Source organism: uncultured Roseovarius sp. (genome assembly GCF_947259555.1).
Classification (GTDB): Bacteria; Pseudomonadota; Alphaproteobacteria; order Rhodobacterales; family Rhodobacteraceae; genus Roseovarius.
The window spans coordinates 1-18989 of sequence record NZ_CAMYMD010000086.1 but is presented as its reverse complement, the minus strand read 5'-3'; the positions used below and the strand labels follow the sequence as shown (position 1 = coordinate 18989).

Annotated in this window: 11 protein-coding genes; 7 read left to right on the top strand and 4 right to left on the bottom strand. The window is 61.7% G+C overall.

The features are described from left to right. Positions 1 to 13: 13 nt before the first annotated feature. The 6 genes from Q0X85_RS14395 to Q0X85_RS14370 all read left to right on the top strand — a co-directional run bounded on the left by Q0X85_RS14395 (position 14) and on the right by Q0X85_RS14370 (position 8953). Complete coding sequence (locus tag Q0X85_RS14395) at positions 14 to 3406, top strand: AsmA-like C-terminal region-containing protein (protein WP_297773009.1); 3393 nt, start codon at positions 14 to 16, stop codon at positions 3404 to 3406. Further along, on the top strand, positions 3403 to 4491 hold the full coding sequence (gene queA / locus Q0X85_RS14390; RefSeq protein WP_297773008.1) for a tRNA preQ1(34) S-adenosylmethionine ribosyltransferase-isomerase QueA: 1089 nt from the start codon (positions 3403 to 3405) through the stop codon (positions 4489 to 4491). The genes Q0X85_RS14395 and queA overlap by 4 nt, the downstream gene beginning before the upstream one ends. 68 nt (positions 4492 to 4559) lie before the next feature. Continuing rightward, complete coding sequence (locus Q0X85_RS14385; RefSeq protein WP_297773007.1) at positions 4560 to 5813, top strand: MFS transporter; 1254 nt, start codon at positions 4560 to 4562, stop codon at positions 5811 to 5813. Positions 5814 to 5914: 101 nt separating this feature from the next. After that, positions 5915 to 6493, top strand: coding sequence for a DUF924 family protein (locus tag Q0X85_RS14380; protein ID WP_297773005.1), 579 nt, complete (start codon positions 5915 to 5917; stop codon positions 6491 to 6493). Positions 6494 to 6612: 119 nt separating this feature from the next. Further along, a complete protein-coding gene (lpdA, locus tag Q0X85_RS14375; RefSeq protein ID WP_297773003.1) occupies positions 6613 to 8007 on the top strand; it encodes a dihydrolipoyl dehydrogenase in 1395 nt (464 codons plus the stop codon). A gap of 160 nt (positions 8008 to 8167) precedes the next feature. Further along, complete coding sequence (locus Q0X85_RS14370; RefSeq protein WP_297773002.1) at positions 8168 to 8953, top strand: DUF2189 domain-containing protein; 786 nt, start codon at positions 8168 to 8170, stop codon at positions 8951 to 8953. Between the two features lie 153 nt (positions 8954 to 9106). Here Q0X85_RS14370 and Q0X85_RS14365 read toward each other — a convergent pair whose 3' ends face one another. The 3 genes from Q0X85_RS14365 to Q0X85_RS14355 all read right to left on the bottom strand — a co-directional run bounded on the left by Q0X85_RS14365 (position 9107) and on the right by Q0X85_RS14355 (position 13932). Continuing rightward, the gene (locus tag Q0X85_RS14365; RefSeq protein WP_297773001.1) at positions 9107 to 11749 is read right to left on the bottom strand and encodes a TRAP transporter large permease subunit; all 2643 of its coding nucleotides are present in this window, start codon (positions 11747 to 11749) and stop codon (positions 9107 to 9109) included. 18 nt (positions 11750 to 11767) lie between these two features. After that, positions 11768 to 12736 (bottom strand): TRAP transporter small permease subunit, encoded by a 969-nt coding sequence (locus tag Q0X85_RS14360; protein WP_297773000.1) that lies wholly within the window; start codon positions 12734 to 12736, stop codon positions 11768 to 11770. 110 nt (positions 12737 to 12846) lie between these two features. Beyond that, positions 12847 to 13932 carry a TRAP transporter substrate-binding protein gene (locus Q0X85_RS14355; protein WP_297772998.1) on the bottom strand — a complete coding sequence of 362 codons (1086 nt, stop codon included), beginning with the start codon at positions 13930 to 13932 and terminating at the stop codon, positions 12847 to 12849. A 533-nt stretch (positions 13933 to 14465) separates the two neighbouring features. Between Q0X85_RS14355 and Q0X85_RS14350 the strand changes: the two genes are divergently transcribed. Continuing rightward, a complete protein-coding gene (locus Q0X85_RS14350; RefSeq protein ID WP_297772996.1) occupies positions 14466 to 16046 on the top strand; it encodes a gamma-glutamyltransferase family protein in 1581 nt (526 codons plus the stop codon). A gap of 329 nt (positions 16047 to 16375) precedes the next feature. Here Q0X85_RS14350 and Q0X85_RS14345 read toward each other — a convergent pair. After that, a partial coding sequence (locus tag Q0X85_RS14345; RefSeq protein ID WP_297772995.1) for an Ig-like domain-containing protein occupies positions 16376 to 18989 on the bottom strand: 2614 nt, incomplete at its 5' end.

Here is an 18989-nt window from a genome sequence, read left to right as displayed (position 1 = left end):
CCGAACGGATAGGATGAGCACGGATCAGACACAAGAGCGCGCCGCGCAGGACGGGGCCCCGCCGCAGGCCGGGGCACAGCGCCGTGCGCGCCGAACCCGACGCGTCCTGCGGCACGGGGTGCAGTTCTGTTTCAGTTGCGTTGTCCTGGTTCTGCTGCTTGGGGCCCTGGCCGCGCTTGGCGTCGGCGCGACGCTCAGTGCGCCGGAATGGCTCAAGGAGCGCATCGCGGTACGCATCAATGAAAGCGTGACAGATTACGATCTGAGCTTTGGCGGCATGTCGCTCGTTGTCGGTGAGGATTTGACACCGCGGGTCGCATTGCACGATGTAGATGTGGCCGGACTTGACGGCGTGTCGCTTGCGAGCCTGTCGTCGCTGGAGGTTTCGGTCGCTCCGCAGCCGTTGTTGCGCGGCGAGGTGCAGCCCGCCACCGTGCATCTATCTGGCGCGCGGCTGGTCTTGCGACGGCGCGCTTCGGGCGAGTTGTCGATCATCCTCGAGGGGGACGGAGATGCTGGCGACGACACACAGACCTTTACCGAGCAGCTTGAGGCGTTCTTTGCGAGGTCTCAGTTCGCGGCTCTCGATCTGGTTACGGCGGATAACCTCACCCTGCGCTACGAGGACGCGCGTGCCGACCGCGCGTGGAGCGCGGATGGCGGTCGGGTGCAATTGGCCCGCGAAGGGGACGAAATCCGCCTCCGCGGCGATGTGGCGCTTTTGGGCGCACGGGACTACGCCACCACGCTGGAGGTGAATTATACCGGCGAAATCGGGCAGAATGCGGCTGAGTTCGGGGTAAGGTTTGAGGATATGCCATCGGGCGATATCGCTGGCCAATCGCCAGCGCTGGCTTGGCTCGGGGCGCTTGATGCGCCGATTTCGGGCGCGCTGCGGGCAGGGGTTGATGACGACGGCCTTTTGGGGCCGCTCAATGCCACGCTCCAGATTGGTGCGGGGGTGCTGCAACCCACGCCTGCCACAGCGCCCATCCGGTTCAAATCGGCGCGCAGCTATTTCACTTATCAACCAGAGGCGCAGGAAATCCGCTTTACCGAGCTGTCGGTCGATAGTGCTTGGGGTCAGGCGCGCGCCGAGGGGACAGCACGTCTGGTCGGCATGGAGGCGGGCTGGCCGCGTGAATTACAGGCTCAGATCCGCATAAGCGACATCGTGGCTGACCCGCCCGGGATCTATCCCGAGCCGTTGCGCTTCGAGGCGGCGGCCATGGCCATGCGGCTGCAGTTTGAACCGTTCATCGTGACGCTGGGAGAGTTGAGCCTAAGCGACCAAGGCCGCAATCTTTTGGTTCGTGGCGAGGCGCGTGGACGCAACGATGGCTGGGACTTGACGCTTGAGGGCGGCATCGATGGGCTGGCCCCCGAGAGACTTCTGGCGCTCTGGCCGCGCTCGGCCAAACCCAAAACGCGCAAATGGCTTGAGCGCAGTGTGCACAGCGCAGACTTGAGCAACATTCAACTGGCGCTGCGCCTGCGGCCGGACATGCGGCCCGATTTCTTTCTGGGGTTCGATTTTGATGATCTGGAGGCGACCTATGTGCGTGACGTACCGCCGATCACGGCCGCGTCGGGACATGCGTCACTTCGGGACAACCGTTTTGCGATCTATGCGGATCAGGGCCATGTCGATGCCGGGCAGGGCGGGGCTATTGACGTTTCGGGGACCAGTTTTGTCATACCGGATGTGCGTATCAAGGAAAGCCCGGCGCGTGCACGCCTGAAAACGCGAGGTCCCGTCCCCGCCGCGCTGGCGCTGCTGGATGCCCCCCCGTTTCGCTTTCTGGAGAAGGCCGGGCAGCCCGTCGGACTCGCCGATGGGCAGGCCAGGCTGGAGGGCGAGCTGAATTTTCTGCTCAAGGATCGGCTGACGCCCGAGGAAGTGGCGTTCGAGGTCACGGGTGATTTGCGCGATGTGCGCAGCGACATGCTGGTCAAGGGGCGTGTTCTGTCGGCAGAGCGATTGGCCGTTGATGCCAGCAACCGTCATATCGAGATCGGCGGCGAGGCACGGATCGGAGAGGTGCCGGTGCGTGGCCGTTGGGACATGGCCATTGGGCGCAACCCGCAAGGTGAGAGCCGCGTGCGTGGACAAGTCGAGATTTCCGGACGGTTTCTCGATGAGTTCGGGATCGCCCTTCCGCCCGGCAGCCTGACAGGGCAGGGGCAGGCCGATCTTGAGGTCAATTTCGCCAAGGGGCAGCCGGGCCGCTTTACCCTGCAATCGGATCTGGCCGGTGTCGGCCTGGCCCTGCCGCAGCTCAGCTGGCGTTTGGCGGAGGGGCAGACAGGGCGGCTGGATGTGGCCGGAACACTGGGCCAACCACCCGACATAAGCGCGCTGACGCTGACCGGCGCAGGGCTGACTGCCCAAGGGCAGGTGAGCCTCAATCCGGGTGGCGGGCTTGATCGCGCTGAATTTTCGCGCGTCGCGATCGGTGACTGGCTTGATGCGCCCGTTGCGCTGATCGGGCGCGGGGCAGGTGTAGCCCCGGCCATCGAAGTGACAGGTGGCACGGTCGATCTGCGCAAGACGTCGCTCGGCGGCGAAGGCGGTGGTGCGGGCGGCGGCGGGCCGGTTGCATTGGGGCTTGACCGGCTTCAGATATCGGACGGTATCGCGCTGTCGGATTTCCGAGCCGATCTGAACACGGCAGAGGGCACGCGTGGCCGCTTTTCCGGTCGCCTGAACGGGATCACGCCAATCACCGGTGAAGTGGTGCCGCAGGGCGGGCGCAGTGCGTTTCGAATCAAGTCGGACGATGCGGGCGGGCTGATGGCCTCGGCCGGGCTATTGCAGCAGGCACGCAATGGCACGCTGGACCTGGTGCTTACGCCTGCGGCCAAGCCGGGGAGTTACGACGGCGTATTGGGCATCGACAGTTTGCGGGTCAAGGAGGCCCCGGCCCTGGGGGCGCTTCTCAATACGATCAGCGTTGTGGGTCTGTTGGAGCAGTTTTATGGTCAGGGTTTGCATTTCAGTCGGGTCGATGCACGGTTCCGCCTGACGCCACAACGGTTGGTCCTGCTGGAGGGCAGCGCGGTCGGGGCCTCGGTCGGCATTTCGATGGATGGCTATTATACCATGGCAAATCGACGGATGGACATGCAGGGCGTTGTCTCGCCGGTCTATTTGCTCAATGCCATCGGAGGGGCCTTTACCCGACGGGGCGAGGGGCTTATCGGGTTCAATTATACACTGAAGGGGTCTGCGTCGGACCCGGCGGTGTCGGTCAATCCGCTTTCGGCGCTGGCCCCGGGGTTCATGCGTGAGCTGTTCCGGCGGCCTGCACCGACAGTCGATGGCGGGCGGGCCGGCAGCTCGGGACAGACCGAGGACCGGGGGCGTGAGAACGAACCACTTGGATTTCAAAGACAGGACAGATGAAGCTTTCGGATTTCGATTTCGACCTGCCCGAGGCGCTGATCGCCACGCGGCCGGCGCGACCGCGCAGCAGTGCCCGGCTGTTGGTGGCCGTGGATCAGGCAATTCATGACGCCAGCGTTGCGGACCTGGGGCAATGGCTGCGCCCCGGGGACCGGTTGGTGCTTAACGATACGAGGGTGATACCCGCACGCTTGACCGGCACGCGGCACCGGGTGGGCGCGCAGGGCGCCACCGCCGCGAAGATCGAGGTGACGCTGTTGGAGCCGGGGGCGGATGGTAGCTGGTCGGCGCTGATCAAGCCGCTCAAGAAGGTGAACGCAGGCGAAGAGATCGTCTTTTCCGAGGCGCTGTCAGCCGTGCTCGAGGCCAAGGATGCGGGGCAGGGGCGGCTGCGATTCAACCTTGGCGGCGAGGATTTCGATACCGCGCTCGATGCGGCGGGCGCGATGCCCCTGCCGCCCTATATCGCGGCCAAGCGGCCGGCGGATGCGCAGGACCGTGAGGATTACCAAACGGTATGGGCGCGTGCCGCCGGGGCGGTCGCGGCGCCCACGGCGTCCCTGCATTTTGACGAGGCGTTGCTGGGCGGACTGGCTCGGATGGGCGTGACGTTTACGCATGTCACCTTGCATGTCGGCGCAGGCACATTCCTGCCGGTCAAGGTTGAGGACGTCACCAGCCACAAGATGCATGCCGAATGGGGCGAGGTCAGCGCGCAGGCTGCCGCTGAAATCGCCGAGACGCGGGCTGCGGGTGGGCGGATCATCCCGGTGGGTACGACCGCGCTGCGCCTGATCGAGACGGCGGCGCGGGCCACCGGCGAGATCGCGCCGTGGGAGGGCGACACCGATATCTTCATCTATCCCGGTTTCGAGTTTCGTGTGACCGATGCGCTGATGACCAACTTCCACCTGCCAAAATCGACCCTGATGATGTTGGTGGCGGCCCTCATGGGGCAAGACCGAGTCAAGACGATCTACGCACACGCCGTCGCAAGACGATACCGGTTCTTTTCCTATGGCGACGCTTCACTGTTGATACCTGCGCAAAAGCCTGACAGGCGAAGTGAGGGCGCGACAGGTTGAGTCGCGATTGGCGTAGACGCGCGGTCCACCCGCTTGCGAGGTTGGAGGCGGGTTGATGGAGTAACACGATGTTTCAGGTATTGTCTGGAGCCTGGGCTCTGCTTTTGGGCATGATGCTCTTGCAGGTCGGCAATGGCATGCAGGGTACGCTTTTGGGTATTCGTGGTGCGCTCGAAGGCTTTTCGACGCTCGAAATGTCGGTCGTGATGTCGTCTTATTTCCTTGGCTTCCTGTTTGGCTCGAGGATGGCACCCGAAATGATCCGCCGGGTGGGGCATGTGCGGGTGTTTGCCGCGCTGGGCTCGATGATCTCGGCGGTCTTGATCCTTTACCCGACGGTGACAGAGCCCTGGGCCTGGTCCCTCGGTCGTGTCCTGATCGGGTTCTGTTTTTCGGGCGTCTACGTCACGGCGGAAAGCTGGCTCAACAACTCGGCCACCAATGAGACGCGGGGCAAGGCGCTGTCGCTCTACATGATGGTGCAAATGGTCGGTATCGTATCGGCACAGGCGATGATGGTGCTCGCCGATCCGAGCGGCTATGTTCTGTTTGTCATTCCGTCGGTCCTGGTGTCGCTGGCTTTCGCGCCCATCCTGTTGTCGGTCAGCCCGACCCCGGCATTCGATACAACCAAACCGCTCACGCTGCGGCAGATCATGAAAATCTCGCCTCTGGGCTGCGTTGGCATGCTGCTGACCGGTGGCGTCTTTGCTGCGCAATTCGGCATGGCGGCGGTATACGGGTCCGAAGCGGGGCTGAGCGTGGGGCAAATCTCGACCTTTGTTGCGTCCTTTTATGTCGCGGCGGTGGTGGCGCAATATCCGCTCGGCTGGCTGTCGGACCGGATGGACCGGCGCAAGCTTATCGCCGCTGTGTCGCTCGTGACGGGGATCGGGGGCCTTGTCGGCATGTTGCTGGGCGACAATTTCTGGTTTCTGCTCTTGGCTGCATTCATTGTGGGCGGCTCGTCCAATCCGCTCTATTCGCTGCTTATTGCCTATACCAATGACTTTCTCGATCATGACGACATGGCCGCGGCGGCCGGCGGGATGGTCTTCATCAACGGGCTGGGCGCGATTGCCGGACCGCTCATGGTGGGCTGGATGATGGGTGCAATGGGGCCGGGAGGCTACTTTCTCTATATCGCGCTTCTGATGTTCGCGATGGTCGCCTATGCGGTCTACCGGATGACGCAGCGCGCAGCACCGACCATTCAACAGACCGACAGTTATGCGCCGGTTCTGCCCTCATCTTCACCGATGGCAGTGGAATTTGCGCAAGAATACGCCATCGAGACAGCCCAAGAGGCGAAAGAGGATTGAAATATTAACAATATTTCCCTTTGTAGGAATATGTTACTGTGAAGAGGGCGTTAAATCCCGTTAACGTCAAGAAAACATCATAGGCAAATGAGGAGTTCCCTATGGTCTTACCCGATGATGTGTTGCGGTTCTGGCTCGATGAGGTCGGACCGGACGGATGGTACAAGGCGTCTGACGCGCTGGATGCCAAGGTTCGGGAGCGTTTCGGCACGGCATGGGAGAACGTCCGCCAAGGGGCCTACGGCCTCTGGCTGACCTATCCGAGCGGCACGCTGGCTTATATCATTCTCTGCGATCAATTTCCGCGCAATATGTTTCGGGGGGAGAGTCTGGCATTCGCCACGGACAAACCTGCGCTTGCGGCGGCCAAGGTGGCGATCAACCGTGGCTGGGATCTCAAGATTGACGAACCCGCAAGACAGTTCTTTTATCTGCCGCTGATGCATTCGGAGAATCTCTGCGATCAGGAGCGCTGCGTACGTCTGTTGTGTGAGCGCATGCCCGAACACGGGCCTGACAACATGACCCACGCGCGCGCGCATCGCGAGGTCATCAGGCAGTTTGGCCGCTTCCCCTATCGCAATGCCGCGCTGGAGCGTCCCTCGACCGCCTTGGAGCGTGCCTATGAGGCCGAGGGTGGCTACGCGGCCACACTCAGGCAACTGATGGCCGCCGCCTGATCCGTATTGGTGCAAGACCACACCTGCCTGTCGGTTGTTTGCGCAACCGGGGGGCATGCTGCGTTGTGATCGTCAGGAAAATAGTTTAACACCAAACTAAATTGAAAGCGGAGGGCCAGATGGCGACGAACAGCTATGACATGATCGTGATCGGGGCAGGGCCGGGCGGCTATGTCGCCGCGATCCGGGGCGCGCAACTGGGCCTCAAGGTGGCCATTGTCGAGCGTGAGCATATGGGCGGCATCTGCCTCAACTGGGGGTGCATACCGACCAAGGCGATGCTGCGCTCGTCCGAAGTGTTCCACCTGATGCACCGGGCCAAGGAATTCGGGCTGAGCGCGACCGGCATCGGCTATGATCTCGACGCGGTGGTGAAACGCTCGCGCGGGGTGGCCAAGCAACTCAGCGGCGGCGTGGCGCATCTGATGAAGAAGAACAAGATCACGGTGGTGATGGGCGAGGCGACGCTGCCCGCCAAGGGCAAGGTGAGCGTCAAGACCGACAAGGGCACCGAGGAATTGACCGCGAAAAACATCGTGCTTGCCACTGGCGCACGGGCACGCGAATTGCCGGGTCTGGAGGCCGACGGCGAACGCGTCTGGACCTACAAACATGCACTGGTGCCGCCGCATATGCCCAAAAAATTGCTGGTCATCGGCTCGGGTGCCATCGGCATCGAATTCGCCAGCTTCTACAACACGCTCGGGGCTGACACGACCGTGGTCGAGGTGATGGACCGCATTCTGCCCGTCGAGGATGCCGAGATTTCCGCCTTCGCCAAGAAATCCTTTGAAAAGCAGAAGATGAAGATCAAGGTCAAGGCGATGGTCAAGCAGCTGGACCGCGCCAAGGACAAGGTGACCGCGCATATCGAAGTGGGTGGCAAGGTCGAGAAACACGAGTTCGACTCAGTGATTTCCGCCGTCGGCATCGTCGCCAATACCGAAGGTCTGGGGCTGGAAAAGCTGGGCGCGAAGATCGAGAAATCTTTTGTCGTGACCGATGAATTCTGCCGCAGCGGTGTCGAGGGGCTTTTTGTGATCGGGGATGCCACCAACGGGCCTTGGCTGGCGCACAAGGCCAGCCATGAAGGCGTGATGGTCGCTGAGCTGATCGCGGGCGGGCATCCGCATGCGGTCGATCCCGACAGCATCGCGGGCTGCACCTATTGCCATCCGCAGGTCGCCAGTGTGGGTCTGACCGAGGCACAGGCCAAGGACAAGGGCCACAAGATCAAGGTCGGCCGTTTCCCGTTTATCGGCAACGGCAAGGCGATCGCCATGGGCGAGGCCGAGGGCCTGATCAAGACGATCTTTGACGAAAAGACCGGCGAGCTTTTGGGGGCGCATATGATCGGGGCCGAAGTGACCGAGCTTATCCAGGGTTACGTGGTTGGTCGTCAGTTGGAGACCACCGAGGAAGACCTGATGCACGCCGTTTTCCCGCATCCCACGCTCAGCGAGATGATGCACGAGAGCGTCCTTGATGCTTATGATCGGGTGATCCACATCTGAGCCGGGTCGCGGTAAAACCGCTGTCTACGGGCGCGCGTGCCAGGTGGCGGGCGCGCCCGTTTTCCGTTTGCAATGGCACAGAGCGTAAGCTGAGTTTGAGTTAGATCTTTGCGCGGGGCATCAGCTTGGCTAACCTCGGGCCGAACGGGGAGGGCCGGGAATGCCGCATCAAGAGACCAAGCCGCTTGGGCTGCCCGAGATGGGGGATGTGCGCCTCGACATGCTGAGCGAGGCGTTGCGCCGTGGCTGGGCCGATATGCGTCAAGCACCCGGCTACGCGGTTGTCTTTGCGGGCGTCTATGTCGTGATTGGGCTGATCATGACGGCTGTGACGATTGCCACCGGCAAGAGCTACTGGCTGATCTTCGCCGCTGTTGGCTTTCCGCTGATCGGGCCGTTTGCAGCGGTCGGTTTTTACGAAGTGAGCCACCGCCTGAGTGAGAGGCGTGCGCTGGTTGCGTCCGAGATTTTTGGGGTGATCGCGCATCAGCGGCGTCGGCAACTGCCCTCGATTTGCGCGATCATCATCATGGTGTTCCTGTTCTGGTTCTTTCTGGCTCACATGATCTTTGCCCTGTTTCTGGGTCTGTCGACGATGACCAACGTTTCGTCGTCGTTTGAGGTGTACTTCACCTCCGAGGGCTTGAGCATGCTGGCGGTCGGCACGGGGGTGGGCGCGGTCTTTGCGCTTTTGCTCTATAGTTTGACTGTCGTGGCGCTGCCGCTCCTTCTTGACCGGGAGGTGGATTTTGTGACCGCCATGCTTACCAGCCTGCAAGTTGTGACGCAAAATCCGGTGCCGATGCTGATCTGGGCCGCGCTGATCGCGGTGCTGGTATTTCTTGCGATGTTGCCGGCATTTCTTGGCCTGTTTGTCGTGCTGCCCTTGTTGGGGCATGCAACCTGGCACCTCTACAAATTGATCTGCGAGGCCGGGGAGCAGTGAGCCACGGCTGGCGGCCGCAACGCACGGCAAGGGCCCGTTTTGATGCCGATTGGCACTCCTGCGGGACCAAGGTCATGCCAGAGATAACACCACCTTAGCCCCTTTGATCGCTTCCGGGTGCCGGACGCTCCAGCGCCTTGCGTCTGCGCAGACCTAGAAATTCAAAGAGATATCCCGGTGTTCGGCGTTGCAGGAGGCCACGAACAGCGCCTGTTCACGGGGCAATCTCGGCTGTTGGCGCAAACCGATGGTTCCGCTGATCGCCGCCTCGTATGCCTTCAATTCGGGAAGCAGGTCCTCTTTCGCCCGGGTCCGCCATGCGACCTCGGTCTCAAAGAGATCCTGCGCTTCGGCGATATACTCGGCTGCGCGCTCGGGGTCGGGCGACCGGTCGTCGATCTCGCGGCGCGCATCCGAAAGCAGCCCACGGATATCGTTTGCACCGGCGACATCGCCGAGCGCGCGCTCGACCTCTTTGAAGCGTTCATCGGCGGTCTCGCGGTCCATGTCCGGGGCATCCGCCGCGAGCGCAGCGATCTGCCCTTCGAGGGCCGCGAGTCTATCCGCGGCCGAGATCACGCCCATCAACTCTTCGACGGGCTCATACGCCTGATCCACTGTGCGGCGATACAGTCCGCGCGCGCGCCGGTCGGCGGCGGTGATACGTCCATAGGCCGTTTCCGCCTCTTTCCAGTTTTCAGGGACGCGGTCGAGCAGAGCCTGGCGTTCCGCTTCCATGGTGTCGACCCGCGCCTGCAGCGCCGCGGTATCGCCATAGCCACGGTCGACCTGCACGCGCAAGTCTTCCAGTTCGGTCTCGATCCGGCGTGCATCACGTTGCAATGCGCGGACAATCGTGTGCTGAGGGCGATACGCGACCGCTTGCTCCTCGAGTTGCCGCTTGATCTCCTCGATCTCTGCAATCATCGGGAAGGCCTCGCGTGCTTTCGCCACGCTGTCCCTGAAATCATCGCGCGGATCATCCGGCAGGTAAGACAGGTCGAGGGCATCCGCCCTGTCGATGGCGTCTCTGATCGTGTCACTGTTGCGCTCAAATTCCTGCGCGACATAATTTTCGACGCAATATTGCAGTGCCGGATTGATCGGCGGCGGCGCGGTTTCTGCGGTCAGAGAGCTACGCATCGGCAGGTAATTCACCAAGGGTGGATATGATGCGACAATGACAAGCGCGAGGAGTTGCAAGGCGATGAACGGCAGCACGCCGATGTAAATCTGGATCGTCTTGACCGCCTTGGAGGCCACCCCCCGCAGATAGAACAGGGCAAACCCGAAAGGCGGTGTCAGGAACGATGTCTGGATGTTGAGGCCGATCATCACACCCAGCCAGACCGCCGTGACGTTCGCCTCGGGATCAGCCAAAAGGATGGGAGCGACGATAGGCACGACGACGACGGCGATCTCGATGAAATCGAGAAAGAACCCCAGAACAAAGATCACCAGCATTACGATGGCGAATTTGATCCAGAACCCGCCGGGCAAGCCTTCGAGGAAATGCTTGACCAGTTCCTCGCCGCCAAACGCCCGGAACGCGGCCGTCAGCATCGCGGCCCCGAGAAGAATGATGAACACGAGCGACGTTGTCTTGGCTGTTTCCAGCATCACCCCGGTCAGGGCATTATCGTTGACATAGGCGCGATATCCGCTCCAGACGATGGCGATGACGATGGTGACGACGCCAACGATGGCCAGATTGACGCCAAGCGCATCCTCCGCGCTCTGGATGTTCTGGACGTTGGTATCATAATTCGACAGCACGAAGGCGATCAGCCCGAGCCCGGCCAGAGCCATGATCGCCGGCACAAACCGCAGTTTGCCTCCGGGATGCAGCCGGTAGCCGGCCATGACAAGCGCGCCGACGGCACCGATGGCACCGGCCTGATTGACCGTGGCGATCCCCCCGATGATAGAGCCGAGCACCATCATGATAAGCGCGAGGGGCGGCACCATCGCAAGCAGCACCTTTGCCAGAAATCTGAGGTCGAAACTGCCTTCGTGTTTCACGGCGGGCGCAAGACGTGGGCGCAGGATCGCGACTGTCAGGATGAACAGGATGTAGAGGCCGACAAGCACCAGCCCCGGCACCAGCGCACCGAGGAACATGTCACCCGCGCTGGTCGAGCTCACCGCGTATTCCGACGGCATTATCAACTCGCCGGTGACTTCCTTGTAGAGTTCCTGACGTGCCTGACCGGCCTGATCCACCGCCGAGGCCAATTGGTCGGCGAGAATGATCAGCACAATCGACGGCGGGATGATCTGACCCAGAGTGCCCGACGATGCGATGATGCCGGTGGAGAGCGAATTGGAGTAACCGTTGCGCATCATCGCCGGCAGCGAAATGAGGCCCATCGCGACCACGGTGGCCCCGACGATCCCGGTCGTGGCGGCCAGGAGCGCGCCCACGACGACGACCGAAATGCCCAGACCCCCCGGCACCGGGCCAAAGAGCTGCGCCATGGTGACCAGCAGATCCTCGGCAATCTTCGAGCGTTGCAGCATGATGCCCATGAAAATGAACAGAGGGATCGCGATGAGAGTATCCCTCTCAGGCTCCCAGTAGACGCCGCGCAGGTTGGTCACTCCGGCGCTCAGCCATTGTGAGGGGCCGCCGGATTCGAAATACGCGTCAACGCCGCCCCCGAAAAGATAGCCCGCGCCTGCGGCCAGCAGGATCGTGATGATCGCCGATCCGGGCAACGCGAATGCCACCGGATAGCCCGAGCCGAGCGCGGTCGCCATGATCACGATGAGAAGAAGAAGGAAAAACAGCTCCATCAGGTCGGGCCTTATCTCTTACAAAATTTCGGCTTGCGTCTCGCGCGCACCGGGTTCACCGCGCTTGTCGGCGACGGCCTCGAAGAATTGAGCGACGAATTGCACCATCATCGTGACGGCGAAGACCCCGAGAAAGCCGGCCATGAAGTATTTGACATACATGCCAAAGCCGGATTGCGTGACCTCGAAGACAAGGATTGGCCCGACGATGATACTGGACGATGACCCCAAGCCAAGGATGAGTATGGTCCAGCACAGCAGCATCCCAAGCAGGACAGACCCCCAGGCATTGACCCGGCCCTTTTTCTCGCGCCGCATGCTTGCGTAAAAGAGATCGACCCGCACATGCCCGTCCTCCAGCAGCGTGTAGGCGGAGGCGAACAGAAAGAGCGCGCCGTACCAGAAGCGCACCAGATCGGCCATGAAGGCCTGCTCGTAGGAGAATACGAAGCGGCTGAACACGATCAGCAGTTCCGCGATCACCACCAGAAGCGCCAGCCAGATGAAGCCGAGAGAGCGCGTCACCGCCGCGATCAGGACACCGACGACGACAAGTGGTGTATGAAAATAGAGGCCGCGAAACTGGGCCCGCCCGAGATTGCCGGCCAGTTCCTCGCCGACCGTATCGACCAGCATGCTGTTGACGCGCAGGAAAGAGACGATCGCATCGCCCAGCCCCACGAGCAGCACGACCCAGAACGCGGCCCGGACAAGGAATGTATTGATAGCGGTGATGCGCGCCGCCTCTGAGCGCAGGGTCTGGTGGGGCGTTTTCAAGACACTCCAGATCCCGAGCAGAATGGCGACGCCGTAGAGTGCGATTTGAAGAAACGCCAATGGGCCGCCGCCCGAGAAGGCGGATGTGGGCCCCGGAAAATCGAACCAGAATTTCAGGATCGCGTTAAGTAAAAAAGCAACCATGCCGCTGAGCATGGTCCAGCCGAATATTCGAACCAGCGGCGCCGGTGCGCCCTGTGACTCCATCATCCGGTCTCCCCCGTACCTTGTTTACTGCAGCTTTGGTGGATCGGGCCGGATGTATATCCGGCCCGATCGTGATTGACAGGCGAACCGCCAGCGATCCGGCGCGTTTCGCGTCAGATCTTGAGGTAGCGGTTCCGCTTGGCGACATAGGGGGCGTCGGAAAGGTTCGACCAGGCACCCACATTGCTGCGCGCCTCGAGGAAGCTGTCGATGATCTCGGCTGCCAAGGGGCTGTGGTCGCGGGTTTCGTCGATGACTTCTGTCGCCGCGTCGCCAAAGGCTTCGTAGACATCATCATTGAACTCGCGCAATTCCACGCCGTATTCGTTGATCAGACGGTTGAGGTAGACACCGTTGTTGTAGTTGGTCTCGGCGGCCTGCATTGCGTTTTCCTCGGCGCAGGCGGCCCTCATGATGCGCTTGTCGTTATCGGACAACGCCCCCCACCACTCGGCGTTGAAGCCCATGCTCAGCTGGCTGCCCGGTTCGTGCATGCCCGGCCAGTAATAGTACTGTGCCGCCTCGTAGAGCTTGAGGAAGAAGTCGTTCCAGGGACCGACCCACTCGGTTGCGTCGATGGCACCGGAGACAAGGTTCTCGTAAATCTGCCCGCCCGGCAGCGAGACCGGCGAGGCGCCAACCTTGGCCATGACGTCGCCGCCGAGGCCCGGAATACGCATTTTGAGACCCTTGAGGTCTTCGGCCGAATTGATTTCCTTGTTGAACCAGCCGCCCATCTGCACGCCGGTATTGCCGCAGGGCATGCCCAGGATGCCGAACTCCGCACCGAGTTTTTCCAGCAATTCCTGACCGCCGCCGAATTTCATCCAGGCGTCGATCTCGGTATAGGTCAGGCCGAACGGGACGGCGGTGAACGGTGCCCAGCCCGGATGCTTGCCTTTCCAGTAATAGTCGGCACCGATATAGGCATTGGCATTGCCAGACGCGACCTCGTCGAAGCTGTCGAACGCGCCGACACGCTCGCCCGCCGCGAAATATTGAACGGCGATGCGGCCTTCGGTCAGCTCTTCGATGCGGGCGGCCAGCCGTTGGGCGCTTGTTCCCAGGCCTGGAAAATCGCGCCCCCAGGTGGACACGATGACCAGATCAGTGCGCTCTTGCGCGATTGCCGGGGCCGCGAGTGTAACGGATGCGGCCGCACCCCCCGTCGCAACCTTTAGAAACTTGCGTCGTTCCATAAATTTACTCCTCCTGTTGCACCCGTCTTTGATGACCGGCGTTATTTTGGTTGGTTAGTGTGGGTACATGACCATCAAATCGCACAAAATGGAAGCCTCGTTTCTCCTGTTGCGACCGAACATCTCGCCTAAGCATTGCAAATCAGCGACATCGGCTTGCGAACCTCAATGCGGTCGAGAGCCATCGTCGCGTGATCCGAAAAGCTTGCCCGCGAAACAGGCAGAATCCCCGGGTCATGGTTTCCATTTAAGCGTTTGCAAAACGTTTCTTTTCGATTCGACACGTCCCAACGACAATGGCTCGCTTGTCACGATAATGTGACACCAGCGGAGTGCCTCTTGTTCCGCGACCCTGGCACAGAGCTTGGGCTGGAGGCATGGCAAGGGATGCTGGCAGTCTCGGCACGGGCACGCTAAGGATGTGGGCAATCGCAGCCGTGCAGGCCTGCAAGCGCGGACCACATGCCAAGGTCCGAGCGATGATTTGATATCCCAAGGCCCCGAGGGCCCCACAGTCAAACGGAAGAAGAACAATGCTGAATTCTGCTTTGGGTTTCGAAGGCGCGGTGAGCGCGCCACACCGCGCCGCGGCATTGGCCGGGCGGGACGTACTCCGCGAAGGTGGCACGGCGGTCGAGGCAATGGTTGCCGCCGCCGCCACGATTGCTGTGGTTTATCCGCATATGAACGGGATCGGCGGCGATGGGTTCTGGCTGATCAAACGCCCGGGCGAGGCCCCGGTGGGCATTTTTGCGGGCGGGCAGGCGGCGGCACTGGCCACGCCAGACTGGTATGCGGCGCAAGGTCATGCACAGGGCATTCCCGCACGGGGCGGACTGGCGGCGCTGACGGTGCCGGGCACGGTCGGGGGCTGGCAGGCGGCGCTCGATCTGCACGCGACGCGGCTGCCGCTGGCGCGGCTTTTGACGCCAGCGATTGGTTATGCTGAGAATGGCATCGCCGTCACCGGCAACCAGTCGCGTACCACGGCGGAAAAGCTGGACGGGCTGCGCGATGTTCCCGGTTTTGCCGAGACATTCCTGCCGGGCGGCGAGGTGCCCGCGCCCGGTGCGCGGCTGCGTCAGGGCGCGCTTGGCAAGACCTTGCGGCACTTGGCCGAGAACGGGCTGGGCGCGTATTACAACGGTCCGCTGGCCGCGACCCATGCCGCCTATTTACAAGCGCATGGCAGTCCACTGCGTGAAAGCGATTTCGCCGGTTACGCGGCCGAGCGTGTCACGCCTCTGAGTGTGCAGACATCGCACGGGCGGCTCTACAACATGATCCCGCCGACGCAGGGCGTGGCGTCGCTGATGATCCTTGGCCTCTTCGACCGTCTGAACGTGGCGCAGGGCGAAGGGTTCGATCATGTCCATGGACTGATCGAGGCCACCAAGCAGGCCTTTATCAAGCGCAATGCCGAATTGGGCGATCATACCCATATGAGCAGCCCCGCGCAGGACTGGCTGAGCGATGATGGTCTCGACGAAATGGCCACGCGCATTGATATGGCAAAGGCCCTGCCCTGGCCGCATGAGCCCAAGGCGGGCGATACGATCTGGATGGGCGCCTGTGACCGCGACGGGACCGTGGTGAGCTTTATTCAGTCGGTGTTCTGGGAGTTTGGCTCGGGTCTGACCTGCCCGGAAACCGGCGTCTTTTTCCAAAATCGCGGTGCGGGCTTTTCACTTGTACCGGGTCCGAACCAATTGGCACCAGGCAAGCGGCCTTTCCACACGCTCAACCCCGCGATGGCCGAACTGACCGACGGTCGCGTTATGTCTTACGGCACCATGGGGGGTGAGGGACAACCGCAGACGCAATCGGCCATCTTCACGCGGCATGTGCAGTTTGGCATGGAATTGCAGGCGGCTGTCACTGCGCCACGCTGGCTGTTGGGCAAGACATGGGGGCAGGACACAACGACACTGAAACTGGAAGACAGATTCGACCCGGCCCTTGTGGCGCAACTCCGCGACGCCGGTCACGATGTCGAGCTGATCGCGCCCTATTCGGACCTCGCTGGCCATGCCGGGGCGGTCGTGCGTCACCCGTCCGGTCTGATCGAGGCGGCGTCCGACCCGCGCTCGGACGGGGCCGCGATCAGCGATTGAAATTGATCAGATCGCGGCGGTTGCTCGGGCCATGGTGTCGTCGATTGGCCAATCAGGCTTGCCGACGCGTCCTCGGTCGGCCCATTCGGCAAAAGCGTTCTTGCTAAAGCGCCCCGCCCAAAATCAGACTCGTGGGAATCCCCCCGATTCAGGTTTTGGGCGGCGCACTTTTAAAATAGAATCCTGAACAAAGGCGCAAGAAACTCTCAGTCGCCTACAGCGTTTCGACTTTTCGTTGAAACAGTCGTAACGCTGTAATTCGTTGTTTTTGCGCAATTTCGAACCGAAAAAGTCTATCAACTTTTTCTGAAATTGCTTTAGCGTGGATCTTATATCAGGATCGCATCCGGAAGCGCGCCTTCCACCTCCAGTAGGGTCTGCAGAGTCAGGTCCGCGGCTCCATTCCCGTCAGTATCGAAACGTGCCTCGACCCGCAGTTCACTGATCTCTCCAACGCCGGTCGCAAAGCCATTCAGATCCTGCAGGTCTAGCGAAAGGCCGAATGGAGAGGTGTTGAAGTCGAGGCCGGTGAAGCTTTCCTGCTCCACTTGCACTCCCAAAGGATTGAAAACGAAGACATCGGCCGAGATCAGTTCGGCATCCGGCTGCGCGCCTGCCAGCAGGGCGGCATCGAGGTCGGAGAAACTGGTGGTGAAAATCCCGCCACCGGTGTTGTCGACCGCATCCAGCGCGTCCTGGCGCAGCGCGTTGGGGTTGGCGTTGATCCCCACCGCCGCCATCGTCACCCCCGCCGCTGTCAACTGATCTGTGGCCGCCTGGATTGGCGCGAATGAATTGGGGAGTGTGGTGTCGCGGTCGGAAGGATCGCCATCGGTGAGGAAGTACAGAAACTTCGACGAGGAGGCCGCCCCGTTTGCCACTTCGAGCGCGTCGAACGTGGTGCCTGCCGCTTCCAGCGCGGGAATGTATTGCGTACCGCCGCTTGCGGTCAGCGCGCTCAGGGCCGCCTTGAAGGTGTCCGCATCCGTCGGGCCGCTGGCGGGATCATCCGTCGGGTCGAGCGTCACAGTCGTGGACGGCGCCGCAAGAGACGAGAACGGCTGCAGGGTCAGCGTCACCGTTCCCGGCGCATAACCTTCGGCCAAGATCGCATCAACGAGGTTACTGACGGCCAGGATCTCGGCGTCGATGACGGTATCGGAGATAGCGTCGAAGTTCTGGTCTCCGACACCGGGGATCAGCGACGAGCCTGTGAACGTGGTCGAACCGGACCGGTCGACCACGAAGATCACGTCGATGAACCCTTCCAGAGGCTCGCCTATGCCAAGGTCGACGGCCACATCGGTGGTCCCGTCGTTGGTCCGTTCGCCTGCGGTCACCTGCGCTGTCAGGGCCTGCCCGATCAGCCCGGTGTCGCTGTCCGACACGGTCTGACTACCGGGATCGAACGTTGTCGCTCCGGTTATGTTGAACACGGCGGTCGCGGTTTCCGAAAACGTGCCGTCTGTGACAGTATAATCGACGGATACCTGCGCCGTCTGTCCGAGGTCAAGGCCAGCGAACGACCCACCGGGATCGAAAACAAGCTCGTTTGACACGATGGATACGCTTCCCGCGCTGGGTTGCGTGACCGCAGTCAGGATCAGCGGGTCGCCATTTGCGTCGGTGTCGTTCGAAAAAACGTTGTAAGATGCCGGCGCAGCCGTGTTGAACAATGCAAAAAAGTCGTCCTGCAGGACCGGAGCGACCAACGGGTCAGGCGGGAACGGATCGGTAAACTGCGGGTCTTCGCCGGTGATCTCGACCGTCGCGGTGGCCGTGGCGCTGTTCCCGCCCGTATCGGTGACGGTATAGTTGAAGCTGTCGGTAGCGGTTTCGGTGTCGTCCAGATAATTGAACGCCGCATCGGCGGAATAGCTGAACGTGCCGTCGCCGTTGTTCACAACCGTCCCGGCGGTGGCGCTGTCATCGACGGTGAAGGTCAGGTTGCCCAAAGCATCTTCAATATCGGACACATCCGCCGTCAATGTGATCGGCGGCGGCGCCAGGGTGTTGCTCAACTCGCTTTCGAATACAGCGCGGGCGAAAAAACTGTCCGTGGCGCTCGACCCGAGATCAAGCCTGCGGCCATCGACCTGGTAGCTGGTGGTCTTTTCGCCCGGGGCCGACAGATCCCGTACTTCAAAACGCAGATCGAAATTGCTGTCGGCCCCGATTCCGGTCAGCGTGGTGCCGGTGGCGCTGATGGTCCCTGAATAGCCCGAGACCGTCCAGAGCGATGCATCCGCCGCCGCGAGAACGCCATCCACGATTGTGAAAGCCTGTGCCGTGAAGGTGCTATCGCCACCAACGGTGCTGCCCGCATCCAGCAATATAATGTAGCCCTCGCCTGGCTCTCCAAGCGTCTGAAAGATTTCTGTTTCATCCCCAAAGGGCGCAGACCTCTCACCGCCGAAGAAGAAGCCGCCGGCGCCGTCGGTCAGGAAATGGTTGGCGATGTCGATACTGACAGGTCCCGTTGTCGGAGGATAGGGCGAGCCTATGGTCGACTGGCTGCCTTCCTGAACAGTCCCGAAGATTGCGTTCGCCTCGGGAGGGTCGTTCACCGAGTTCACGGTGACGCTGACTGTCGCGGTGCTGTCTTCGCCTTGCCCGTCGGAAACCGTGTAGCTGAATACGTCGTTGCCGGCAAAATCGGTGTCGGGCACGTAGATGATCTGGTCGTTTTGGGGATCTGTATCGCCCAAGTCGTCGATCACGACCGACCCGTTCGCGCCTTGGGTGACAGTCGAGATCGTCAATGTGTCGCCGTCCGGGTCGCCGTCATTGGCCAGCACGTCGATTGTGACGGCCATGTCCTCGTTCGTTGTCGCTGTGTCGTCCAGCGCTGTCGGCGCGTCGTTCTCGGCGGCCACTGTCACCGTCACGGTCCCTGTCGCCCCGGTATTCGTCGTGTAGACCAGCGTTGCCGTTCCCGCGAAG